Annotated in this window: 28 protein-coding genes; 21 read left to right on the top strand and 7 right to left on the bottom strand. The window is 44.1% G+C overall.

All coding sequences use genetic code 11. From position 1 onward, the window contains the following. The first annotated feature begins 102 nt into the window (after positions 1-102). Together AC0VYT_RS12780 and AC0VYT_RS12775 are read left to right on the top strand one after the other, a co-directional pair. Complete coding sequence (locus AC0VYT_RS12780) at positions 103-684, top strand: LOG family protein (RefSeq protein ID WP_005404596.1); 582 nt, start codon at positions 103-105, stop codon at positions 682-684. Positions 685-693: 9 nt separating this feature from the next. Beyond that, complete coding sequence (locus AC0VYT_RS12775; RefSeq protein ID WP_005018308.1) at positions 694-1,095, top strand: NUDIX hydrolase; 402 nt, start codon at positions 694-696, stop codon at positions 1,093-1,095. Here the strand turns inward: AC0VYT_RS12775 and AC0VYT_RS12770 are convergent. Both AC0VYT_RS12770 and recG read right to left on the bottom strand, forming a co-directional pair. Next, on the bottom strand, positions 1,092-1,727 hold the full coding sequence (locus AC0VYT_RS12770; protein ID WP_005018309.1) for a ComF family protein: 636 nt from the start codon (positions 1,725-1,727) through the stop codon (positions 1,092-1,094). The two genes, AC0VYT_RS12775 and AC0VYT_RS12770, sit on opposite strands and share 4 nt — an antisense overlap. Then, entirely contained in the window at positions 1,714-3,759 is a 2,046-nt protein-coding gene (gene recG / locus AC0VYT_RS12765) for an ATP-dependent DNA helicase RecG (RefSeq protein WP_005018310.1), read from the bottom strand. The genes AC0VYT_RS12770 and recG overlap by 14 nt, the downstream gene beginning before the upstream one ends. A gap of 23 nt (positions 3,760-3,782) precedes the next feature. On the opposite strand from recG, the gene AC0VYT_RS12760 reads away from it, so the two are divergent. Further along, on the top strand, positions 3,783-4,592 hold the full coding sequence (locus AC0VYT_RS12760) for an NAD-dependent epimerase/dehydratase family protein (protein ID WP_005018311.1): 810 nt from the start codon (positions 3,783-3,785) through the stop codon (positions 4,590-4,592). Between the two features lie 39 nt (positions 4,593-4,631). Here the strand turns inward: AC0VYT_RS12760 and plsB are convergent, their stop codons facing one another. After that, entirely contained in the window at positions 4,632-7,199 is a 2,568-nt protein-coding gene (gene plsB / locus AC0VYT_RS12755) for a glycerol-3-phosphate 1-O-acyltransferase PlsB (RefSeq protein WP_005018312.1), read from the bottom strand. Between the two features lie 289 nt (positions 7,200-7,488). On the opposite strand from plsB, the gene AC0VYT_RS12750 reads away from it, so the two are divergent. Both AC0VYT_RS12750 and AC0VYT_RS12745 read left to right on the top strand, forming a co-directional pair. After that, positions 7,489-8,361, top strand: a complete 873-nt coding sequence (locus AC0VYT_RS12750; RefSeq protein ID WP_005018314.1) for an acyl-CoA thioesterase — start codon at positions 7,489-7,491, stop codon at positions 8,359-8,361. 143 nt (positions 8,362-8,504) lie between these two features. Further along, positions 8,505-9,752, top strand: coding sequence for a dicarboxylate/amino acid:cation symporter (locus AC0VYT_RS12745; protein ID WP_005018321.1), 1,248 nt, complete (start codon positions 8,505-8,507; stop codon positions 9,750-9,752). A 97-nt stretch (positions 9,753-9,849) separates the two neighbouring features. On the opposite strand, the gene yihA is transcribed toward AC0VYT_RS12745, so the two are convergent. The 4 genes from yihA to AC0VYT_RS12725 form a co-directional block, all read right to left on the bottom strand. Further along, complete coding sequence (gene yihA, locus AC0VYT_RS12740; RefSeq protein WP_005018323.1) at positions 9,850-10,686, bottom strand: ribosome biogenesis GTP-binding protein YihA/YsxC; 837 nt, start codon at positions 10,684-10,686, stop codon at positions 9,850-9,852. 100 nt (positions 10,687-10,786) lie between these two features. After that, positions 10,787-11,236 (bottom strand): RrF2 family transcriptional regulator, encoded by a 450-nt coding sequence (locus AC0VYT_RS12735; RefSeq protein ID WP_005018324.1) that lies wholly within the window; start codon positions 11,234-11,236, stop codon positions 10,787-10,789. Positions 11,237-11,338: 102 nt separating this feature from the next. Then, positions 11,339-12,100 (bottom strand): globin domain-containing protein, encoded by a 762-nt coding sequence (locus AC0VYT_RS12730; protein WP_005018325.1) that lies wholly within the window; start codon positions 12,098-12,100, stop codon positions 11,339-11,341. A 266-nt stretch (positions 12,101-12,366) separates the two neighbouring features. After that, complete coding sequence (locus tag AC0VYT_RS12725; RefSeq protein WP_005018326.1) at positions 12,367-13,560, bottom strand: PLP-dependent transferase; 1,194 nt, start codon at positions 13,558-13,560, stop codon at positions 12,367-12,369. Between the two features lie 165 nt (positions 13,561-13,725). Here AC0VYT_RS12725 and AC0VYT_RS12720 point away from each other — a divergent pair, with 165 nt between their 5' ends. The 16 genes from AC0VYT_RS12720 (at position 13,726) to rpsN (ending at position 21,399) form a co-directional block, all read left to right on the top strand. After that, on the top strand, positions 13,726-14,451 hold the full coding sequence (locus AC0VYT_RS12720) for a type 1 glutamine amidotransferase (protein ID WP_005018327.1): 726 nt from the start codon (positions 13,726-13,728) through the stop codon (positions 14,449-14,451). 257 nt (positions 14,452-14,708) lie between these two features. Continuing rightward, the gene (rpsJ, locus tag AC0VYT_RS12715; RefSeq protein WP_000070912.1) at positions 14,709-15,020 is read left to right on the top strand and encodes a 30S ribosomal protein S10; all 312 of its coding nucleotides are present in this window, start codon (positions 14,709-14,711) and stop codon (positions 15,018-15,020) included. 58 nt (positions 15,021-15,078) lie between these two features. Next, positions 15,079-15,717, top strand: coding sequence for a 50S ribosomal protein L3 (gene rplC, locus AC0VYT_RS12710; protein WP_005018329.1), 639 nt, complete (start codon positions 15,079-15,081; stop codon positions 15,715-15,717). An 11-nt stretch (positions 15,718-15,728) separates the two neighbouring features. Continuing rightward, positions 15,729-16,331, top strand: a complete 603-nt coding sequence (rplD, locus tag AC0VYT_RS12705; RefSeq protein WP_005018333.1) for a 50S ribosomal protein L4 — start codon at positions 15,729-15,731, stop codon at positions 16,329-16,331. Beyond that, complete coding sequence (gene rplW, locus AC0VYT_RS12700; RefSeq protein WP_005018334.1) at positions 16,328-16,648, top strand: 50S ribosomal protein L23; 321 nt, start codon at positions 16,328-16,330, stop codon at positions 16,646-16,648. Before rplD ends, rplW begins: the two co-directional genes overlap by 4 nt. An 11-nt stretch (positions 16,649-16,659) precedes the next feature. Continuing rightward, positions 16,660-17,484, top strand: coding sequence for a 50S ribosomal protein L2 (gene rplB / locus AC0VYT_RS12695; protein ID WP_005018335.1), 825 nt, complete (start codon positions 16,660-16,662; stop codon positions 17,482-17,484). Positions 17,485-17,504: 20 nt separating this feature from the next. Beyond that, positions 17,505-17,780, top strand: coding sequence for a 30S ribosomal protein S19 (rpsS, locus tag AC0VYT_RS12690; protein WP_004985338.1), 276 nt, complete (start codon positions 17,505-17,507; stop codon positions 17,778-17,780). 9 nt (positions 17,781-17,789) lie between these two features. Continuing rightward, positions 17,790-18,119, top strand: a complete 330-nt coding sequence (gene rplV / locus AC0VYT_RS12685; RefSeq protein WP_001982638.1) for a 50S ribosomal protein L22 — start codon at positions 17,790-17,792, stop codon at positions 18,117-18,119. 1 nt (position 18,120) lies between these two features. Beyond that, on the top strand, positions 18,121-18,873 hold the full coding sequence (rpsC, locus tag AC0VYT_RS12680; protein WP_005018336.1) for a 30S ribosomal protein S3: 753 nt from the start codon (positions 18,121-18,123) through the stop codon (positions 18,871-18,873). 3 nt (positions 18,874-18,876) lie between these two features. Next, complete coding sequence (rplP, locus tag AC0VYT_RS12675) at positions 18,877-19,290, top strand: 50S ribosomal protein L16 (protein ID WP_005018339.1); 414 nt, start codon at positions 18,877-18,879, stop codon at positions 19,288-19,290. Further along, a complete protein-coding gene (rpmC, locus tag AC0VYT_RS12670; RefSeq protein ID WP_005018343.1) occupies positions 19,290-19,487 on the top strand; it encodes a 50S ribosomal protein L29 in 198 nt (65 codons plus the stop codon). Before rplP ends, rpmC begins: the two co-directional genes overlap by 1 nt. Next, entirely contained in the window at positions 19,484-19,741 is a 258-nt protein-coding gene (gene rpsQ / locus AC0VYT_RS12665) for a 30S ribosomal protein S17 (protein ID WP_005018344.1), read from the top strand. The genes rpmC and rpsQ overlap by 4 nt, the downstream gene beginning before the upstream one ends. Positions 19,742-19,833: 92 nt before the next feature. Continuing rightward, positions 19,834-20,202, top strand: a complete 369-nt coding sequence (gene rplN, locus AC0VYT_RS12660) for a 50S ribosomal protein L14 (RefSeq protein ID WP_005018345.1) — start codon at positions 19,834-19,836, stop codon at positions 20,200-20,202. A 9-nt stretch (positions 20,203-20,211) separates the two neighbouring features. Further along, a complete protein-coding gene (rplX, locus tag AC0VYT_RS12655; protein ID WP_005018346.1) occupies positions 20,212-20,532 on the top strand; it encodes a 50S ribosomal protein L24 in 321 nt (106 codons plus the stop codon). A gap of 15 nt (positions 20,533-20,547) precedes the next feature. Continuing rightward, the gene (rplE, locus tag AC0VYT_RS12650; protein WP_005018347.1) at positions 20,548-21,084 is read left to right on the top strand and encodes a 50S ribosomal protein L5; all 537 of its coding nucleotides are present in this window, start codon (positions 20,548-20,550) and stop codon (positions 21,082-21,084) included. A gap of 9 nt (positions 21,085-21,093) precedes the next feature. Beyond that, a complete protein-coding gene (gene rpsN, locus AC0VYT_RS12645; protein WP_005018349.1) occupies positions 21,094-21,399 on the top strand; it encodes a 30S ribosomal protein S14 in 306 nt (101 codons plus the stop codon). The last annotated feature ends 4 nt before the right edge of the window (positions 21,400-21,403 follow it).

The following is a 21,403-nucleotide window of genomic DNA, read 5'->3' as shown; positions in this document are numbered from 1 at the left end:
CCGGAAAAACACACCCCAACAGAGATTTTTTTAGTCTCCTTTGCAATTCTGCTTTAAGCTTACTTGAAAAATATGAAAAATTTACAACATGGTCAACATATTATGAAAGCTATTGGTGTTTTTTGTGGTTCTGCCATTGGAACGGAGCCTGTTTTTTTAGAAACGGCCCAAGCAGTCGGACAGGCAATTGCCCAGCGTGGGCAGACTTTGGTTTATGGTGGAGGACGTTCCGGCTTAATGGGTGTTATTGCAGATAGCGCCCTACAGGCAGGGGGAGCAGTGATTGGCGTGATTCCCCATGCTCTAGTTGACCGTGAATTGGCACATCCAGACCTGACTGAATTGCATGTCGTTCAGAATATGCATGAGCGAAAAACTAAAATGTCAGAACTTTCAGACGGTTTTATTGCACTGCCGGGTGGTGCTGGAACCTTGGAAGAAATATTTGAACAATGGACATGGGCTCAGTTAGGGATTCACCAGAAGCCTTGTGCTTTTTTAAACTTGGATGGCTTTTATAATGATCTGCTTAAAATGATTCAGTTTACAGTCGATAAAGGTTTTACCCATAGCCGGTTTGTTGAAAAATTAATTGCCTCGGACAATATCGAACAAATCTTGCAGCAGTTTGACCAGTATCAGCCGCCTGCACCGAAGTGGGGAACTTCTGGCGTAAATCCATAAGGCAAATTGATGAAAAAAATTACTGTGGCAGCTGCCGTAATTCTAAATAAAGAGTATGAATTACTGGTAGTACGTAAGCAAAATACTCAATATTTTATGCAAGTTGGTGGCAAGCTGGAAATAGATGAGCCACCAGAGCAGACAATTATCCGCGAGATTCAGGAAGAAATTGGTTGCGAGGCACAAGTAGAGCAGTTTATTGGCCGTTTTGAAACACAGGCAGCTAATGAGCCTGACCATGAGCTGATCAGTTACCTATATCTGGTTGCTATAGCCCAGTCACCCCGGATTGCCGCAGAAATTGCTGAAATGAAGTGGGTCAGACTGGATGATCAGACCACTTTGCTTGCTCCGCTGACTCGTGAGATTGTTATACCTTGGTGCGAGCAGCAATTGCTGGAAAAAAACTAGGCTGTTTCTGCGGCTGCAATACACGCAGCAAAAATATGCTGGCAGCCCAGCTGGGTCAGGGCTTGAGCCAAGGCCGAAAGTGAGCTGCCTGTAGTCACTACATCGTCTAGCATTAATACCCGGCGGTAACGCCGGCGTTCGGTGAGGATCGGCTGAAATTGCATTTCAATCTGGTTCAGACGTTCGAGTCGCGATAAGCCTTTTTGCGAATGCTGAGCCAGCCGAATTACAGGTTGCCAGACCGGAACATTCAGCTCACGGGCTAGAATTTTTGCAATGACCAGTGACTGATTATAGCCGCGTTCAATTAAACGTTCGGTTGATATGGGCATAGGCACAATGGCCTGAACTTTAGGTAACCTGAGGGTTAGTATCGATGCAGTCAGTAGCTGCTGATAGTTTAACTGCTGCTCATATTTAAACTGCTGGATGATGCGATCTATTGGATACTGATAGCCACAGGCAACATGAATGTTTAATTCTTGTCGTTCTACAGTCTGCCGATACCAAGGCAGCTGTTCCCAGCAATCATGACAAACTCCATGCTGCATTTGTAAACTGCTGCTACAAAGCGGGCAGGGTAGCAGCCGTGAGATAGGTCTGAGTAAAGAGGATGGGTTAAACATAGGCATAACGTGGTGCCTCAGGTAACCAGCGCTTAAGTAAAGCTTCTGCATTTACAGGATAATCCTTGAGGACTTGTTCGGCTACATAGTGTGCCTCAGTCAGCAAATGATCGTCCCGCTCCAGTTTAGCCACGCGAAAGCCCATATCGCCCGTCTGCTTGGTTCCAAGTAGTTCCCCCGGACCCCGCAGTTCTAGATCTTTTTCGGCAATCACAAAGCCATCATTACTTTCCCTTAAAATAGAAAGCCGCTCCTGTCCATTTTGTGAAAGAGGAGTTTTATAAAGTAGGGCACAAAAGCTGGCTTTTGCTCCCCGCCCAACTCGGCCTCGTAACTGATGCAGTTGTGACAGCCCAAGGCGCTCGGCATTTTCTATCACCATAATTGAGGCATTAGGTACATCGACCCCGACTTCAATTACTGTAGTCGCAATCAGAAGTTGTAGTTCATTGTTTTTAAATTTTTGCATGACTGACTGCTTTTCATCAGCTTTCATTTTGCCGTGTACCAGTCCAATATTCAGGCTAGGAAAGCGTTCCTTAATTTCTGCATAAGTCGCTTCAGCAGCCTGGGCATCCAGTGTTTCGGACTGTTCTACCAAGGTGCAGACCCAATAAGCCTGTTTGCCCTCCTGACAGTTGGTAGCAATTCGCTGCAAAACTTCTTCACGGCGGTCAAGTGGTATAGTCACAGTCTGAATCGGTGTACGTCCGGGAGGAAGCTCATCAATCACCGAAGTGTCGAGGTCACCGTAGGCACTCATGGCTAGAGTACGTGGAATTGGTGTAGCTGTCATCACCAGCTGGTGTGGAGTCATCTGTTCAGCCCCTTTGTTACGTAAAGCCAACCGCTGATCGACACCAAAGCGGTGTTGCTCATCGATAATAACTAGACCTAAACGGGCAAACTCGACATTTTCCTGAAACAGGGCATGAGTGCCTACAACCAATTGAGCTAGTCCACCCCGTATAATTGCTTCTGCCTGTGTCCGGGCTTTACCTTTTTGTTTGCCTGATAGCCAAGCCACCTGAATGCCCAGTGGTTCGAACCAGCGTTTGAAATTTAAATAATGCTGTTCAGCCAAAATTTCTGTAGGTGCCATGAGTGCGACCTGCCAGCCGGCTTCTAGGGCATGACAGGCGGCCACTGCTGCAACTAGCGTTTTACCTGCACCTACATCACCTTGGACCAGCCGTAACATGGGTTGATGCTGCTTGAGATCAATCATGATCTCTTTAGATACTCTTCTTTGAGCGCCCGTCATATTAAAAGGCAGATTAGCCAATAATTTTTTAGCCAGTATTGTGCTGGGTTCAAAAGCGGGTGCTTCAATTTCACGGATATAAGCGCGCCGAGTTAACAGGCTGATCTGATGAGCGACCAGTTCTTCAAAAATAAGTCTTTGCTGTGCGGGATGTGAACCTTGCATTAACTGTTGCATATTGGCATCAATGGGTGGCTCATGAATGTATTCAAGCGCTTCTTTTAAGGCGTAACCGTTGGTGAATTTTTCTGGTAAAAGTTCAGGAAGATTTTCGCTGTGCTGCTCGAGAGCTTGGCGTACGTATTCACGTAGCTTGGCTTGAGTTAGGCCCTCGGTAGAAGGATAAATGGCAGTTAAGCGGGTTTTAGGCAGAGCAGTTTGTGCACTGATTTGCTGAATTTCCGGATGGTAAAGTTCCAGTCCGCGTGCGCCTACTCTAACTTCACCGAATACTCGCAGCCGGTTGCCACTACGCATTTTATCAGTCAGGGCCTTGTAGATATGATAAAAGCGCAATGTAACCTTACCAAAATCATCTTCGAGCAATACCGCCATAGATTTGCGTTTGCCGGGCGGAAAATCGATAGAACTTACCGTTCCTTCAAGCAAATAGCTACGGCCCACGACAAGTTGGTTCATGGGAATAATAGTGCTACGATCTTCATAATCACGCGGAAGATGAAATAGCAGATCATCAGTAGTAAAAATATTCAGTTTCTCGAGTAATGCAGCTGACGCTGTACCGACACCCTGTAATTGATGGACTGTAGCCATGTCCCCCTAACTTAGGTCATACCATGCATATTCTATTTATTGGTTATGGTAAAACATCTCAAAGACTTGCAAAACAGTTATTTGAGCAAGGCCACCAAATTACCACAATCAGCCGAAGTCCGAAATTTGATCCTTATGCCACTCATCTGATTCAGGATGTACAGCAGGCTGACTTCAGCCAGATTCCCCCTGTTGATTGGGTGTATATTTTACTAAGTCCAGACCAAAGTACAGCTGAGGCATATCAACAGACCTATGTATCTCCAATTGAATCGTTAGCAGCTGCTTTAAATGGCCATCCGGTAAAACGTATTGTAGTAGTGTCATCTACCCGGGTCTATGGTGAACAGGCAGGACAGGAAATTAATGATGAAACTACAGTTTATCCATGTGATGAACAGGGCTTTCTATTACAATTAATGGAGCTGAAATGGCAGGCAGCCTGCCCTGAACAAGTGGTAGTTGTGAGGCCGACCGGAATCTATGGTACATCGGTTGCACGAATGCAAAAGTTGGCCCAGAGCCGAAAGACTTATCCAGACCTGCATTATAGCAACCGCATTCATATTGATGACCTGGTAGGTTTTTTGGCACTTCTAATCTGTATTGAAACTCCGCAGCCGAGTTATATCGTAACGGATAACCGGCCTTTGCCTTTGCCTGGTATTATTCAGTGGTTTCAGCAGCAGCTAGGATTACCTATACTGGCCCTTGAGTCTCAGCAAGCCAGTGGTAAACAGGTATATGCCAGCCGTATGCTGGACAGTGGTTTCCAGCTTAATTATCCTGACTGTTTTCAGGTCTATGCTGACCTGTTAAGTCAGTCAGCTTAACCAGTCTAAAAAAAGCCGCTGTTAGCGGCTTTTTTTAAATTACTTTCTCTTGCGCATCAAGCGGCGTTTGGCTTGTTGTGCAGCCACTGCATTTAAAGCTTCCTGCAGTTCTTCATCACTAAAGTCAGTAATGTGATGCAACATTTGCAAGGTCACTTCATCCAGTACCAGTTTAGCGCCTTCGGCCATATTGCTAAAACCGGCATCGAATTCAATTAAGCCATTCTCATTGGTACGGATATATTCTTGTTGGGTTAAGACTTTAATAAAGCTCTGGAACAGGGCCTTATCAAAGAATTCTGGTGAGTTAAATTCATAAAGTACAGACAGGCGCTGACCCAGCAGATGGCTTAAATCTTCAACCTGTTTTGCAGAAATAGTGCCAGAACCCCGTTGCGTAATTAGGGCCAAGGTCATGTAATAACGCTCTAGGCTCTGCTTTACGGGGGCGGCTAATACAACCAGCTGATTATGTTCTTCAGTATTTGGGGCAGAACTGATCAGATTACCTTCTTCATCCTGGCTCATCAGGCCACCTTGAATCAGAGCATCTGCATTTTGGCAAATCTGCTCTTTTAATTCGTCAGTATTCCATTTCAGGAATAACTCGGCCTTCAGGAATGGATACAAAGTACGGATAACACTGATCAGATCGCCGCGGCTGATTTTACCATTGTGCTCAACCAGTGATGCAACCAGAGAAGGCAAAACAAACGAATGCAAAATATTATTGCGGAAATAGGTCAGTAAGACTGCCTGATTATCTTCAATTGCAATAATATCCCCCAGTACATGCTGAACCCGTTTGATCAGTTTTAGTTTCAAGCCATAGGCAATTATTTCTTTACCAGATAAAGGCGTAACCTGAGTACGTTCATCATAAGGCAGTGCAGAGGCCAGACGTCGGTAAGCATCAAGCTGTTTAATACATACTTCTTCATCAAGTGTATGTTTCGGAGTGGCCAGTAAGATGAGTGATAATAACGATACTGGATTAATTACCACCGCACGGTTGATATTTTCTAAAATAGCAACAGCCGAGCTATTAATTGCTTCTGAAACTGCTGCAGGAACCGGATCATCATTTTTCTCGATGACTATATTTTCGGCGCCGTGCTGTTTCAGCAAGTCATCTAGAAACACAGGTTCACCGAAATTTACGTGGACCTTACCAAAAATCCGTTCGATTTTACGCAGCGTCTGCAAGATTCCAAAAATAGACTCAGCTTCTTTTGGTTTGCCCTGCATTTCACCTACATACGTTGCGCCTTCCATAAGACGTTCATAGCCAATGTAGGTGGGTACAAAAGCAATAGGTTTAGCACGTCCACGTAGATGGCTATGCACAGTCATTGCCAGCATGCCGGTTTTAGGTGGCAGCAGACGGCCGGTACGTGAACGGCCACCTTCAATAAAGTACTCAAGCGGTGTATTACGTGAGAGAATGCTATATAGATATTCTTTAAATACCGAAGTATACAGTGCGTTGCCACGAAAAGAGCGGCGAATAAAAAATGCGCCCCCACCACGTAACAGCTGGCCCACGAATGGCATATTCAGGTTGTCGCCTGCCGCAATATACGGAACCATCAAACCACGCTTATAGATCACATAAGAAAGCAGCAGGTAGTCGATATGACTACGGTGACATGGTGTATAGATAATTTCATAGTCTTTTGCCAGTTCACGAACAGTATTAAAGTTATGTACTTCTACACCATCATAGAGCTGTGTCCAGAGGCGGGTCAGAGCCATATCGGCAAACCGTACTGCTGAAGCTGAATAATCTGATACGATCTCATTCAAGTAACCAATTGCACGGCGTTCAGCTTCCAGCATGCTAATTTTGCCACGAATGCTTTCACGGCGAATGGCTTCTTGAACATCACGCGATTTGATCAAAGACTGCATCACATTGCGACGGTCAGATAAATCTGGTCCGAGTACGACTTCGCGCTGGCAATCCAGATAGTCATTTAAGGTACTAATAATATAAGTCGCTGCTGAGAGGTTCGGATAATTTTCTTTGGCGTATTCAACCAGTGTACGTAAAGACTGGCCTTCATGAAATTCCAGATACGTTTCACGGCCATGTAAACCAATATTAACCAGCTGTTTGACTTTACCCGGCGTCGCCCAGGTATCTGTAAATAAAAGTTTAAACCAGGAATCTTCTTTATCTGGCGAGCGGCCCCAAAGCACAGTAACTGGCACCAGTTCAATATCGTACTGTGGATACTGGTCGAGAAGCTCAATCAGACGAAGTAAACGGGGTGGAAAATTATGAGCTGGCGGATTTAAAAGATTTTTTTCATCATGATGTTGCAGAAAAAGAACCGAAGCTTTTTCTTTATGCTCGGCAATGACCAGCGGGTCCAATGCCGGAGCAAGCTGTAAACGTCGGGTTTCTGCATCTACAATTAAGGCGTTACTGCGAGAATAGTTTTGCAGGACATAACAGGTAATTTTTTTATTAACTTCAGCCAATTCCTGCTCTTCAGCCGGTGACTTGCCTGGAACTTCGCCAATAACATGGGGGGTTACGACAAGGTCAAGCAGCTTGCTTGAAAGCCGCCGATACAACTGACCAAATCCACTCTTGGACATAAAAACTCCTAGCTAGACGACTGAAACCGGTATCCGGTCATCGACTGATTTTGTATTAAATCAAACAGAAAAACGGGTCTGCCATTTTCTGCTAAAACAGAAGAGAATTGCTAGCTTTTATCGTTAAAAATCGTATTTTTAGGGATTATAACCCAAAAGTAAATATGGCAGCAGCTCTCAGGAAAGTTTAGCGTTTTACTCAGAAAATATGGCAAAATAGTTTATCTGTCTTGTTTTCGTTCATCATTTCATGGGGCTGTTTCGGTCTTCCATTCATTAAAGGTATCTTATGAATACTTTAACTCAAGAACTTGTTGAGCTTTTAACCCTGGAAAAGCTAGAAGATAATATCTATAGGGGAATAAGCCGCAACCTGGTCGGTAAACGGGTGTTTGGAGGCCAAGTACTCGGACAGGCCTTACGTGCAGCATCTTATACTGCGGACCGTCCCGCACACTCCATGCATGCTTATTTCCTGTTTGGTGGCGATGTTAATGCGCCTATCATTTATGAGGTTGAACGTCTGCGTGACGGAAAAAGCTTTATCAGTCGTCAGGTGCGAGCCATTCAGCATGGACGTACCATTTTTTCTGCGATGGTGTCTTTTGCAGAACCGGAAGAAGGTTTGAACTACCAGCATCAGGAACCAAGTTATCCTGCACCTGAAACACTAAAAGCCGAGCAGGAGTTAAAAGAAGGTTTAATCAGCTTTATCCCTGAAAATGTACGTGCCAGCTTTATGCGGAATCGTCATATTGAAATCCGTCCGGTAAATATAGATAACCCGTTTCAGCCCCAACCTGAAGCGCCTTATTATGCCCACTATTTACGGACCCATGACCAGATTGCAACCGAAGTCGATGAAATTTCCCTGCATCAGGCCATTGTAGCGTTCTATTCTGATTTCACCTTGATGACCACAGCGCTACGTCCACATGGCTTAAGCTATCTTTCACCAAGTCTGCAATGTGCCAGTCTGGATCATGCAATTTATTTCCATCGCCCTTTGCGCGCGGATGAATGGATGTTATATGACATGGAGGCAACAGTCAGTGCCAGCTCACGCGGTTTAAACTTTGGCCGCATGTGGCAAAATGGCCAGCTAGTGTGCAGTACTGTACAAGAAGGCCTGATGCGTTTACGTGAAATTGAAACCCAGTAATATCTGCTAAAATGTACATTCTAAAAGCCCTCCTCAGGGAGTGGCTTTTAAATATTAATAAAAGTCCCTATAAATAGCCTCGATTCTTGTGGAAGCTCATGGCATAGTGCCTGAAAGGGACTACTTGACTACTACTTACTCTAATGAGCCTAAATACACAGATTCTATTTGCTGCCATTATCGGGCTGGCTTTCGGTTTTTTCTTAAAATATAACCCTGACCTCAGTTTTTTTGACAGCAGTATTTATCTGCTCGGCATTGCCAGCAGTATATTTATTGGTTTGCTCAAGATGTTGCTCATTCCACTCATTTTCAGCTCGATTGTGGTTGGTGTTTCTAACCTACAGTCTGGTGGGCAATTGGGCCGGGTCTGGAAAACCACTTTAATTTGCTGTGTGACCACTACAACCCTGGCACTAATTTTAGGTATTGGTTGTGCCCATCTGTTTGAAGTGGGTAAAGGGATGAATATTAATTTATTCCAAGAAGCCATGCAGTCACATCAGACCCCAGATACAATGACGCCGTCTGCTTTTTTTACCAATTTTATTCAAAATACTCTTATTAACCCGTTTAAAGCTTTTAGCGATGGTAATGTGCTGGCTGTAGTAGTGTTTGCATTGTTTCTTGGGGTTGCACTGGTGAAAGGCGGGGAGAGGTTTAATTCGATTCGCGGACTGAGTCAGCAGTTTTTTGATCTGATGATGATGTTGGTCGGCTGGGTCATGAAACTGGCTCCCTTGGGTATTTTGGCACTCCTGGCAAAACTGGTCGCGACTGAAGATATTTCTATTTTGAGTCGACTGGCTGAATTTGCTGCAGTAGTAACCGGCACAACAATTTTTCATGGACTGGTAGTCTTGCCGCTACTGCTCTGGATTTTTGGCCGGATGTCACCGATACGCTTTTTCCGTGGTGCACGTATTCCCTTGGTAACAGCTTTTGCAACCAGTTCGAGTTCAGCAGTCATGCCTTTGAGCCTGAAGGCTGCACAGGAGAATCTGGGAGTACGACCTCATATTGCCGGTTTTGTAATTCCTTTGGGCACACAGCTTAATATGGATGGGACGGCTCTTTATGAAGCTGCGGCGGCTTTGTTTATTGCGAATCTGATCGGGCTGGACTTAAGCTTGGGACAACAGGTGATTGTCTGCCTGACCGCCATGATTGCTTCATTAGGGGCCCCGGGAATTCCAAGTGCAGGAATGGTTACCATGATTATGGTATTACAGTCAGTAGGGTTGCCTGCCGAAGCAATTGCTATTTTACTGCCGATTGACCGTTTACTTGATACAGTGCGTACTGTAGTGAATGTGCAGGGTGATATGATGATTAGTGTAGTGGTAGACCGTTATAGCCAGCCGGCTAAAGATCTTCAGTCCGAAGTTTAAAAGAACTGTGTTCTGTATTTCCTTAACATGGACTGCAAAGTATTCCTACCGGAGAAATAATATATTCCGGTAGGATAATTTCTGTATCTTTACCGGGTTATTCTGGTTTTTGTTCAGCGTGCTGTTCTGGTAAAAAGTCTTCCAGCTCTTCTACAGTATCCGCTTCATCTTCTTCAACTGCTTCTGGAATACTGTCCAGATCAAACTGTGTAGACTGTTCTAGCGTAAAGTTCAGACGACCCGCCATAACACTGGCCAGCTCTTCTAACCCCTGTTTGTTCAATGAAGAAAATAGCTGGATCGAGAAATTGAGCTTCATCTTCTTCAATTCCTGCTTGACCTCAAGCAAAGTTTTATTAGCCGGACCGCGGTTTAACTTGTCTGCTTTCGTCAACAGGATATGTACAAACAGTTTCCGGGAATGTGCCCATTCCAGCATCATGGTATCGAAATGCTGTAACGGATGACGGATATCCATGAGTAGTACTAAACCTTGCAGGCTTTCACGGTGAATCAGATAATTTTCCAGTTCTTTTTGCCAGACAATTTTCATGGTCTCTGGAACGGCCGCATAACCATAACCAGGTAAATCTACCAGACGCTGGTCAGGGTTACCCAGACTAAAAAAGTTGATCATCTGGGTACGGCCAGGCTTTTTAGAGGCACGTGCTAGTTGTTTTTGGTTGGTTAATGCATTAATGGCACTGGATTTTCCAGCATTTGAACGACCTGCAAATGCAATTTCGTAACCGGTATCTTCAACACAAAGCGAAAGCTTGGGTGCACTCATCAGGAACTCGGCTTTACGTAACCAGTTTAGTGCCCGTACAGAGTATTCGGTAATAGCAGGGTCCAGCGCTTTTTCATAGCTGATTTTCTGCCTAGGCGCCTGCGCCGTTTTACTGTTTTTAGATTTACCACTGCTGCGATGCATAGCACTTCACTTGCGTTACTGAGATTACAGCGCCTAGTATAAAGGAAGTAAAGGATTCTCGCGAATCTTGTACTATCAAGTTATACAGATTAGCAAAAATTCAGGAAAGATTAAGTAAAGCAATTGCTGAATGAGTAGAGAGATGTGGTTGAACAGGCTGAATATTTAGAACCTGGCCTAATGTATATTGGTTCAGACTCTGATAGAACTGTTCAACTGCTGTATCTAAAATACCTTTAAGGCCACAATCCGAACGGAGCACACAAGGCGGTGAATTACATTCTACAATTGGCTGGTCACCTTGCAGTATCCGAACAATATCGCCTACACGTGAATCAAGTGCCTGCGGATTCAGCTGAATACCGCCCCCTTTGCCACGTAATGTAATCAGCCAGCCCTGTTTACCCATAAAATGTACAATCTTGACCAGATGATTATGGGAAATCTGTAGATCTACTGCAATTTCTGCAATGGTATATGGCGTATTTCTTGGACGTGAAATATACATCAAGCTACGCAAAGCATAATCAGTGAATTTATTTAATTGCATGACCAGCCAGCTTTGGAAACAGGAAAATAGGACACTATCTTAGCCTGAAAGCTTCCCGAAAGAAACTTTCAGTACATTATATAAATCTTTATATTCATAAGATCAAAAACTTACCGGCGCAGTCACATCTACCTGGTCGCCTGCTTTATAGTGATTAAGCAGAATGTCTTCTACAGAGTATTCCGTCGGGGTTGGGTCAGGCTTGACCACAAATGTATAACTATTTTCTTGAGCTTCCTGAAAACTGAACTGTAATGGTTGTAACAGTTCCTGACCAGGAACATGGACACGGACTGAAATAAACGCGCCCGCATCAGCCGGAGAAATTGGCTGGCCATCTGCTGATTCTATGGTAAAGCGTTTACCACCTTCTACATCTTCAACCTGTGTAATCTTGAAAGGACGCCAGCCAGCCCAACCACCTTGATGCTCTGCCAGATTGCTGTATTTCTGTTTTTCCACCCCAATTAAAATATCTGCCAATTGTAAATAAGCCTGTTTCCATGCTTCGATCAATTCCGATTCAAATGGTACATCCAGTACTTCACTAATCGAATGCAATAAATTATCACCCACGATTGCATATTGATCAGGTTGAATGTCGAGGCTGACATGTTTGGTAGTGATGCGTTCAACGGCCTTAGCTAAAACAGCAGGATTCTCAATGTGCTCTGCATAAGCTAGTACCGCAGCAGCCAGTGCGCGTGGCTGGCGTCCTGTACTTTGATGGTCCAGATTGAAGACATTTTTTAATTCTGGATGGTTGTTTAGCATGCGTTTGTAGAAATAGCTGGTTAGTGCCACACCATTTTCACGCAGTACAGGAACAGTAGATTGGACCAGTTCGATTTGTTGTGAATTCATGTTGAGAATCTCAAGGTATCTAAAAAGATATATTTAAAATACATTTTTAAAAATTGTTATGCAATAGATTGCTCATACAAAAACCATATTTTTTTTATGGTTTAAGATAAGTGGTTCTAATTAAATATGAAATAATCATAAATAAAAGCGAAAAATTGTAGTTATATTGAATAATCTACTGTTAATTAAATTTAATCAGCCCATTAAGAATATAATTTTTATAACATGAATAAAAAAAGAGGAGAGTAAGATCTCCTTAATTAAAACTATCTTAGAACCTGTAAAGCTTGCTGAATATCGGTTATCAGGTCATCTACAGCTTCAAGGCCAATACAAAAACGGACTAAAACACCCTCTTTTAGGTGGGTACATTCAAGCGTACGCATCTCTTTGAGCTGATACAGCATAACTAAACTGACCGGTCCACCCCAGCTAAAGCCTAGCTTAAAGAGTCTGAGCTGGTCACAAAATTTTCGTACTGACTCAAGATCATATTCAGGTTTAAAAATAACGCTGACTAGTCCGGCACTTTGTTTATCTATACAGGTTTCTTTCCAATATTGATGACCGGGTGAATTTTCATCTGCGGGATGTAATACCTGTACAAACTCAGGCTGCTGCTTCAACCAGTTCAAGAGCACGATGGTATTGGTGGACTGCTGCTGATAGCGAAGTTGCATATGAGCCAGACTGCGTTGTATTTGGGCTGCATCATCTCCAGAAATCGAGATTCCCTGAATGGCATGCATGCGAAACAGTTGTTGATATAGTTTCCGGTCACGTGTAACTACACTTCCCATTAGAATGTCAGCACCGCCACTTGGGTATTTGGTCAGGGCATGGACTGTCAGATCTACACTCAAATGCTCATCAGAAAAATCAAAAGCATTAAAAGCAAGACCGGCTCCCCAGGTATTATCTAGTGCAGTAAGTATTCCTGACTGCCGGGCTTTTCTAACCAGTCTCTTTAAATCTGGAAACTCCAGACTGACTGATCCTGCTGCTTCCAGCCATAAAAGTTTGGTTTTTGAAGTAGGCTGAAAACTTTCATGCTCCAGCGCATTATAAATTTTAACCTCAATACCATAACGTTGATGCAGATTGCGCAAATGCTCCATGTTTGGACCATAAATATTGTCTGGAACCCACACCTCATCCCCGTGACTTAAGAAACAGGAATTGACCAGATTAATTGCTGATAGCCCGCTAGGGGTAAGCAGACTGTGCTGTCCACCCTCAATCTGGGCAATATTATCTGCTAGGGTAAAAGTTGTCGGTGTACCGTGTGTGCCATAACTATAATCATATGCATCAGTCCAGTGCCGGTTAAACAGGGCATCGGTGTTTTTAAAAATGATAGTGGATGCACGAAAGAGGGGAGGCTGCACTGTTTCAATATATTGTGGAGCTTTACGTGGTGCGTGAACTAGACACGTCTGTTTATTCTGAATTTTAGACATAATAAACTGGTAACGCTAATGTGGATTAAAATGACAGATAAAGTGATTTTTCCAGATTTTGCAAATGAATTTGTGAAAATGCGTAATCAATTTTTCACTTATCCAAAATTGGCGTCATTTTTGCAAATATTTGGCTAATACATTAATGATTGGTCAATAAATACTATGAAAAAAAATTTAAAGGTCCATTATTTTCAACACATTGCCGGTGAGGGTTTTGGAAGTTGTTACGATTTTTTACGTCAGCATCAAGCCCAGATTAGTGCAACAGAATTTTTTGCCTTGCCTTTTAACCTTCCCGTAGATCTTGAGGCTCTGCCTGATATTGATGATGTCGACTTGCTAATTGTCATGGGTGGAAAGATGAGTGTAAATGATGAAGCACTCTATCCATGGCTAAAAGTAGAAAAGCAGTGGATTCGCCGTTATATTTCAGCTGGAAAACCGGCAATTGGTCTGTGTCTGGGCGGACAGTTGATTGCCAATGCGCTGGGTGCAAAAGTTAAGCCTAATCATCAGGAGCTTGGCTGGACTACAGTTTACCGTAGCCGAACTGTTCCCAAAGACTGTTTTGCTCTACCTGCCCAGTTTGAAGTAATGCAGTGGCATCGGGAAACATTTGAAATTCCTCACGGCGCTATCCAGTTAGCAGAAAATCCTGCGTGTGCCAACCAGATGTACCAGATCGGAAAAAATGTACTTGGTTTCCAGTTCCATCCAGAAATCACTCCAAATACCTTGAGGCTTTTTCTGGATGATGATGAAGAGTTATCCATATTCAATGGTGATTACATACAATCCGCCATACACTTAAAAAAATCGGTTTCCGAACAGTTTGTCGTGGGGAATTCCATTTTGAATGAAGCGATTCAATACGTATTACGTAGTTAACATGCCAGTGCTCCTTAAATATCAAATAACCCAGATAAAATCAGGAAAATTGAAAAAGAGAATTGCGTAAGAGTTAAACAATCGTTATAATGAGCAACCCCTAAATTTGGGGCACTAACGGCGAATAAAGTCGTTAGGATCGTGACAGTCGTGGCATCGATCATGACCTTAGTGATTTTCACTGCCTTTGACACTTACCAATAGGTGAGGTGCGTCAAGGGTGATTCTTTATATATTTTGGCTTGGAGTTTACTGGTATGTCTAACCAGAGAATCCGTATCCGTCTTAAGTCTTTTGATCATCGTCTGATTGATCAATCTGCTCAAGAGATCGTAGAAACCGCTAAGCGTACTGGCGCACAAGTGTGTGGTCCAATTCCGATGCCTACTCGCATCGAACGCTTCAACGTTCTTACTTCACCGCATGTAAACAAAGATGCGCGTGATCAGTACGAAATCCGCACCTATAAACGTCTGATCGATATCGTTCAGCCAACAGACAAAACTGTTGATGCGCTGATGAAATTGGATCTTGCGGCTGGTGTTGACGTTCAGATCGCATTGGGTTAAGGCTTTCGGTTAATTAGCTCCTAAGTTAATTAAGCCGCTTTTTTAGAGGTTTACACACATGGCTATTGGTTTAGTCGGTCGCAAGTGCGGTATGACCCGTATCTTCACAGAAGCCGGCGTCTCTGTGCCAGTTACAGTGATCGAAGTTGATCCAAACCGCATCACGCAAATCAAAACGCTTGAAACTGATGGTTATCAAGCAATTCAAGTAACTACTGGTGAACGTCGCGAATCTCGCGTTACTAACGGTCAAAAAGGTCACTTTGCGAAAGCAGGCGTGGCAGCTGGTCGTCTGGTTAAAGAGTTTCGTGTTACTGAAGCAGAGCTTGAAGGTCGTGAAGTTGGTGCTTCTATCGGTGTTGATTTGTTCGCAGTAGGTCAGATCGTTGACGTAACTGGTCAATCAAAAGGTAAAGGTTTCCAAGGTGGTGTGAAGCGTTGGAACTTCCGTACGCAAGATGCTACTCACGGTAACTCTGTTTCTCACCGTGTTTTAGGTTCTACAGGTCAAAACCAGACTCCTGGTCGCGTGTTCAAAGGCAAAAAAATGGCCGGTCACCTAGGTGATGAACGCGTAACAGTACAAGGTCTTGAAATTGTATCTATTGACGCTGAACGTTCTGTTTTAGTTGTTAAGGGTGCTATTCCTGGTGCAACTGGTGGCGACGTGATCGTTCGTCCTACCATCAAGGCCTGAGGGGAAATAACGTGAATTTAAATACTGTTTCCGGCTCTGCTGTTGAGTTGTCTGAAGTTGCCTTCGGACGTGAGTTTAACGAAGCACTTGTACACCAAGTTGTTACAGCTTACTTAGCTGGTGGTCGTCAAGGCTCAAAAGCTCAAAAGTCACGTGCTGACGTATCTGGCGGTGGTAAAAAACCATTCCGTCAAAAAGGTACTGGCCGCGCTCGTGCTGGTTCTATTCGTAGCCCAATCTGGGTTGGCGGCGGTAAAACTTTTGCTGCTCGTCCACAAGACTGGTCTCAAAAAGTTAACCGCAAAATGTACCGCGGTGCAATGCAATGTATCCTGGCTGAACTTGTTCGCCAAGATCGCTTGGTTTTGGTTGAAGAGCTTCAGGTTTCTGCTCCTAAAACTAAAGAATTGCTTGCAAAACTGAACGACTTGAACGCACCTCGCGCATTGATCGTTACTGATGCGGTAGATGAGAACTTATATCTTGCAGCACGCAACCTTCCACACGTTGATGTGGTAGATGCAACTGCAATCGATCCTGTAAGCCTGATCGCGTTCGATAAAGTTGTAATGTCTGTAGCTGCTGCTAAGAAAATTGAGGTAGAACTCGGATGAACAACGAACGTATCTATCAGATTCTGAAAGGACCAGTCTTCTCAGAAAAAGCACAAGTTTTAGGTGAAACTGCTGGTGTTCAAGTATTCAAGGTTGCGATTGATGCAAACAAGCTTGAAATCAAAAAAGCAGTTGAACAACTCTTTGGTGTAGAAGTGGTTAAAGTAAACACGACTATTACTAAAGGTAAGTCTAAACGCTTTGGTAAAACATTGGGACGTCGTTCTGATGTTAAAAAAGCATACGTCACCCTGAAAGCTGGCCAAGATGTTGAAATGGCTGACTTGGGCGATACCGCTGAAAGCGCAGCGGAATAAGGACGAAAATTATGCCGATTCAAAAATGTAAGCCAACGTCTCCAGGACGTCGCTTTGTAGAGAAAGTCGTTCACGACCATCTTCACAAAGGCGCTCCTTATGCTCCGTTGGTTGAAGCTAAGAAACGTACTGGTGGTCGTAACAACAATGGTCACATTACAACTCGTCACGTTGGTGGTGGTCATAAACAGCACTATCGTATCGTAGACTTCAAACGTAACAAAGATGGTATTCCTGCGACTGTAGAGCGTATTGAATACGATCCGAACCGTACCGCACACATCGCATTGCTGAAGTATGCTGACGGTGAACGTCGTTATATCATCGCGCCTAAAGGTCTGCGTGCTGGCGATAAAGTACAGTCTGGTAACGATGCTCCAATTCGTACCGGTAACTGCTTGCCACTTCGCAATATGCCACTTGGTTCTACACTACATAACATCGAACTGAAAATTGGTAAAGGCGCGCAGTTAGCACGTTCTGCTGGTACTTCTGTTCAGTTGTTGGGTCGTGACGGTTCTTACGCAATTGTTCGTCTGCGTTCAGGCGAAATGCGTAAAATTCACGTTGAATGCCGTGCTGTAATTGGTGAAGTTTCTAACCAAGAAAGCAACCTTCGCTCACTAGGTAAAGCTGGTGCTGCACGCTGGCGTGGTGTTCGTCCTACCGTACGTGGTATGGCGATGAACCCAGTTGATCACCCGCATGGTGGTGGTGAAGGGCGTAACAAAGGTATTCAACCTGTAAGCCCATGGGGTCAAAAAGCTAAAGGGTACAAGACACGTACCAACAAGCGTACGACTAAGATGATTATTCGCGACCGTCGCGTTAAGTAACAAGTAAAGGAATCTGACTAATGCCTCGTTCTCTGAAAAAAGGCCCATTCGTCGATGCGCACTTGTTCGCTAAGGTTGAAGCGGCTGTTGCGGCTAATAACCGTAAGCCGATCAAAACTTGGTCGCGTCGTTCGATGATCCTCCCAGACTTTGTTGGTCTAACAATTTCTGTTCATAATGGTCGTAACCATGTTCCAGTAATTATTACTGAACATATGGTTGGTCATAAACTCGGTGAATTCGCGCCAACTCGTACCTATCGTGGTCACGGTGTTGACAAGAAGTCTAAACGTTAAGGTGCTATGATGGAAGTTACTGCTAAATTACGCGGTGCCGCTATCTCGGCACAAAAAGCTCGTTTGGTTGCGGACCTTATTCGTGGCAAATCTGTTGCTCACGCGCTTAATATCTTGAACTTCAGCAATAAAAAAGCTGCGGTACTGGTAAAAAAAGCTTTGGAATCTGCAATTGCAAACGCTGAACACAATAACAGTTTAGATGTAGACGACCTTAAAGTTTCTACGATTTATGTGGATGAGGGCATGAGCCTGAAACGCATTATGCCACGTGCTAAAGGCCGTGCAGATCGTATTACTAAGCGTACTTGTCACATCACCGTTAAGGTAGGGGTTTGATATGGGTCAGAAGGTTCATCCAATCGGTATCCGCCTAGGTGTTGTGAAACGTCATAACGCTAACTGGTATGCGAATCCGAAACAATACGCTGAATATTTGCTTAAAGATCTTCAAGTACGTGAGTTTTTAACTAAAAAACTTAAAAGCGCGATGATCAGCAATATTCTTATCGAACGTCCTACAGGCGCTGCTAAAGTAACTATTAGCACTGCTCGTCCAGGTATCGTAATCGGTAAAAAAGGCGAAGATATTGAGAAATTACAGCGCGAACTTACCAACATCATGGGTGTTCCAGCGCAAGTAAGCATCAATGAAATTGATCGTCCAGACTTGGATGCTCGTTTAGTTGCTGAAGCGATTGCTTCTCAACTGGAAAAACGCGTTATGTTCCGTCGTGCTATGAAGCGTGCGGTACAAAATACGATGCGTGCTGGTGCTAAAGGTATCAAAGTTGAAGTTTCTGGCCGTTTAGGTGGTGCAGAGATCGCTCGTACTGAGTGGTATCGTGAAGGTCGTGTACCTTTACATACACTTCGTGCTGACATCGACTACGCTACCATGCGTGCTGAAACAACTTACGGTACAATCGGTGTTAAAGTTTGGATCTTCCGTGGTGAGATCTTGGGTGGCATGAAACAAGTCATGAACCCTGCTCCAGCTGAAGAGCGTCCAGCTAAACGCGGTCGTGGGCGTGGTGAAGGTCAAGAGCGTCGTGGTCGTCGTTCGGACCGTGCTGCAGACAAGGGAGAATAATCCATGTTGCAACCTAAACGTACCAAATTCCGTAAAGTGCAAAAAGGCCGTAACACTGGTCTAGCACATCGTGGAAGTACAGTATCATTTGGTTCTATCGCACTCAAAGCTACTGGCCGTGGTCGTATGACTGCGCGTCAAATCGAAGCTGCGCGTCGTACCATTAGCCGTCGTGTTAAACGTGGTGGTAAAATCTTTATCCGTGTATTCCCGGACAAACCAATTACTGAAAAGCCATTAGAAGTTCGTATGGGTAACGGTAAAGGTAACGTGGAATATTGGGTTTGCGAAATCAAACCAGGTAAGATCCTGTACGAAATGGAAGGTGTGAACGAAGAACTGGCACGTGAAGCATTTACGCTTGCTGCTGCTAAGCTTCCGTTTAAAACCACTATCGTGACTCGGACGGTAATGTAATGAAAACTAAAGATCTACGTGAAAAATCGGTAGAAGAATTGAAAGCTTTGCTTGATGAGCAGCAGCTTAACCAATTCCGTCTTCGTATGGCGAAAGCAACTGGTCAGTTGGGTAAATCGCACGAAGTGCAACTTGCTCGCAAGGCGATTGCTCGCATCAAGACACTCCTTACCGAAAAACAGGGGAACGGACAATGAGTGAAAATACAGTCCGCACGTTAACCGGCAAAGTCGTAAGTGACAAAATGGACAAGTCTATTGTTGTGCTTATTGAACGCCGCGTTCAACACCCGTTGTATGGCAAACTTATTCGCCGTTCAACTAAATTACACGCTCATGATGAGAACAACGTTGCTAAACTTGGCGACCTTGTGACCATTAAAGAAAGCCGCCCAATTTCTAAAACCAAGTCATGGACATTGGTTGAAGTTGTTGAAGCAGCTGCTGAGTAATTAGACGTTCTTGTTGCATCATCGGACAATTTCAAGTACTCTTTGAGCCTTTCGAAATTGTGACCGGTGATGCTCGGTTTTGGAGTAGGGCAATGATTCAAACCGAAACGATGCTCGACGTAGCAGACAACAGTGGTGCACGCCGCGTACAATGTATTAAAGTACTTGGTGGCTCACATCGTCGTTATGCTTCTGTTGGCGACATTATTAAAGTTACTGTAAAAGAAGCAATTCCACGTGGCCGTGTTAAAAAAGGCGACGTAATGAATGCAGTTGTGGTACGTACTAAGTTCGGTATCCGTCGTCCGGATGGTTCTTTGATCCGTTTTGATGACAATGCTGCTGTATTGTTAAACAACAATAAAGCTCCGATTGCCACTCGTATTTTCGGACCAGTGACTCGTGAACTTCGTACTGAACAGTTCATGAAAATTATTTCACTGGCTCCTGAAGTTCTATAAGAGGCAATCATGGCTAAGATTAAAAAAGGCGATCAGGTAATCGTGATCGCAGGTAAAGAAAAAGGCAAACAGGGTACTGTTCTGTCTGTTTCTGGTGACCGTGTTAAGGTTGAAGGCCTTAACTTGGTGAAGAAGCATCAAAAGCCAAACCGTGTAACTGGCGCTGAAGGCGGTATTGTTACTCAGGAAGCTTCGCTTCATATCTCAAACGTGGCAGTTTTTAATGCTACAACCCAAAAGGCTGACCGTGTTGGTTACCGCGTAGATGAAAACGGTGTGAAAACTCGCGTTTATAAATCTAACGGTGAATCAGTGGCGGTAGCGAAGTAATAGGTTGAATGGGCAATGGCCAGACTTAAAGCGCGTTACAATGAAGAAATCAAGACTAAGTTGAAAGAAGAACTTGGTCTTGCTAATGTGATGGAAACTCCTCGCATTACTAAAATTACCCTGAACATGGGTGTAGGTGCAGCTGCAACTGATAAGAAATTATTAGATGGCGCTGTATCTGATATGCAAGCAATTGCTGGTCAAAAACCAGTGGTAACACTTGCACGTAAATCAATCGCTGGTTTCAAAATCCGTGATGGTTGGCCGATCGGTTGTAAAGTAACTTTACGTGGCGACCAAATGTACGAATTCTTGGACCGTCTGATCTCAATCGCAATCCCTCGTATCCGTGACTTCCGTGGTTTCTCAGCGAAATCTTTCGATGGTCGTGGTAACTATTCTATGGGCTTGAAAGAACAAATCGTTTTCCCTGAAATCGATTTTGACAAGATTGATCGTATTCGTGGTATGGACATTACCATCACTACGACTGCTCGCACCGATGACGAAGGCCGTGCGCTTATGCGTGCATTCGGCTTCCCGTTCAAATAAGAGGTCGATATGGCTAAGAAAAGTATGATTAATCGCGAATTAAAGCGCGAGAAAACCGTTGCTAAATACGCTGCAAAACGTGCTGAATTAAAAGCTACGATTGCAAACGTAAATGCAAGCGACGAAGAGCGTTTTGAAGCGATGATGAAATTACAAGCATTGCCGCGTAATGCATCTCCAATCCGTCTTCGTAACCGTTGTGGTTTAACTGGTCGTCCTCATGGTTACTTCCGTAAGTTTGGCCTGGGCCGTAATAAACTACGTGATACAGTAATGCAAGGTGATGTACCAGGCGTTGTTAAGGCAAGCTGGTAAGGAG

The organism is Acinetobacter sp. QJM3NY_42, from assembly GCF_056173745.1.
Note: the sequence above shows the minus strand (reverse complement) of the source record. Positions and strands in the feature narration are given on the sequence as shown.

Bases quoted from the DNA above. Each gene is read 5' to 3' on its own strand.
- AC0VYT_RS12780 (WP_005404596.1), top strand. From the start codon at position 103: ATGAAAGCTATTGGTGTTTTTTGTGGTTCTGCCATTGGAACGGAGCCT.
- AC0VYT_RS12775 (WP_005018308.1), top strand. From the start codon at position 694: ATGAAAAAAATTACTGTGGCAGCTGCCGTAATTCTAAATAAAGAGTAT.
- AC0VYT_RS12770 (WP_005018309.1), bottom strand. From the start codon at position 1,727: ATGCCTATGTTTAACCCATCCTCTTTACTCAGACCTATCTCACGGCTG.
- recG (WP_005018310.1), bottom strand. From the start codon at position 3,759: ATGGCTACAGTCCATCAATTACAGGGTGTCGGTACAGCGTCAGCTGCA.
- AC0VYT_RS12760 (WP_005018311.1), top strand. From the start codon at position 3,783: ATGCATATTCTATTTATTGGTTATGGTAAAACATCTCAAAGACTTGCA.
- plsB (WP_005018312.1), bottom strand. From the start codon at position 7,199: ATGTCCAAGAGTGGATTTGGTCAGTTGTATCGGCGGCTTTCAAGCAAG.
- AC0VYT_RS12750 (WP_005018314.1), top strand. From the start codon at position 7,489: ATGAATACTTTAACTCAAGAACTTGTTGAGCTTTTAACCCTGGAAAAG.
- AC0VYT_RS12745 (WP_005018321.1), top strand. From the start codon at position 8,505: ATGAGCCTAAATACACAGATTCTATTTGCTGCCATTATCGGGCTGGCT.
- yihA (WP_005018323.1), bottom strand. From the start codon at position 10,686: ATGCATCGCAGCAGTGGTAAATCTAAAAACAGTAAAACGGCGCAGGCG.
- AC0VYT_RS12735 (WP_005018324.1), bottom strand. From the start codon at position 11,236: ATGCAATTAAATAAATTCACTGATTATGCTTTGCGTAGCTTGATGTAT.
- AC0VYT_RS12730 (WP_005018325.1), bottom strand. From the start codon at position 12,100: ATGAATTCACAACAAATCGAACTGGTCCAATCTACTGTTCCTGTACTG.
- AC0VYT_RS12725 (WP_005018326.1), bottom strand. From the start codon at position 13,560: ATGTCTAAAATTCAGAATAAACAGACGTGTCTAGTTCACGCACCACGT.
- AC0VYT_RS12720 (WP_005018327.1), top strand. From the start codon at position 13,726: ATGAAAAAAAATTTAAAGGTCCATTATTTTCAACACATTGCCGGTGAG.
- rpsJ (WP_000070912.1), top strand. From the start codon at position 14,709: ATGTCTAACCAGAGAATCCGTATCCGTCTTAAGTCTTTTGATCATCGT.
- rplC (WP_005018329.1), top strand. From the start codon at position 15,079: ATGGCTATTGGTTTAGTCGGTCGCAAGTGCGGTATGACCCGTATCTTC.
- rplW (WP_005018334.1), top strand. From the start codon at position 16,328: ATGAACAACGAACGTATCTATCAGATTCTGAAAGGACCAGTCTTCTCA.
- rplB (WP_005018335.1), top strand. From the start codon at position 16,660: ATGCCGATTCAAAAATGTAAGCCAACGTCTCCAGGACGTCGCTTTGTA.
- rpsS (WP_004985338.1), top strand. From the start codon at position 17,505: ATGCCTCGTTCTCTGAAAAAAGGCCCATTCGTCGATGCGCACTTGTTC.
- rplV (WP_001982638.1), top strand. From the start codon at position 17,790: ATGGAAGTTACTGCTAAATTACGCGGTGCCGCTATCTCGGCACAAAAA.
- rpsC (WP_005018336.1), top strand. From the start codon at position 18,121: ATGGGTCAGAAGGTTCATCCAATCGGTATCCGCCTAGGTGTTGTGAAA.
- rplP (WP_005018339.1), top strand. From the start codon at position 18,877: ATGTTGCAACCTAAACGTACCAAATTCCGTAAAGTGCAAAAAGGCCGT.
- rpmC (WP_005018343.1), top strand. From the start codon at position 19,290: ATGAAAACTAAAGATCTACGTGAAAAATCGGTAGAAGAATTGAAAGCT.
- rpsQ (WP_005018344.1), top strand. From the start codon at position 19,484: ATGAGTGAAAATACAGTCCGCACGTTAACCGGCAAAGTCGTAAGTGAC.
- rplN (WP_005018345.1), top strand. From the start codon at position 19,834: ATGATTCAAACCGAAACGATGCTCGACGTAGCAGACAACAGTGGTGCA.
- rplX (WP_005018346.1), top strand. From the start codon at position 20,212: ATGGCTAAGATTAAAAAAGGCGATCAGGTAATCGTGATCGCAGGTAAA.
- rplE (WP_005018347.1), top strand. From the start codon at position 20,548: ATGGCCAGACTTAAAGCGCGTTACAATGAAGAAATCAAGACTAAGTTG.
- rpsN (WP_005018349.1), top strand. From the start codon at position 21,094: ATGGCTAAGAAAAGTATGATTAATCGCGAATTAAAGCGCGAGAAAACC.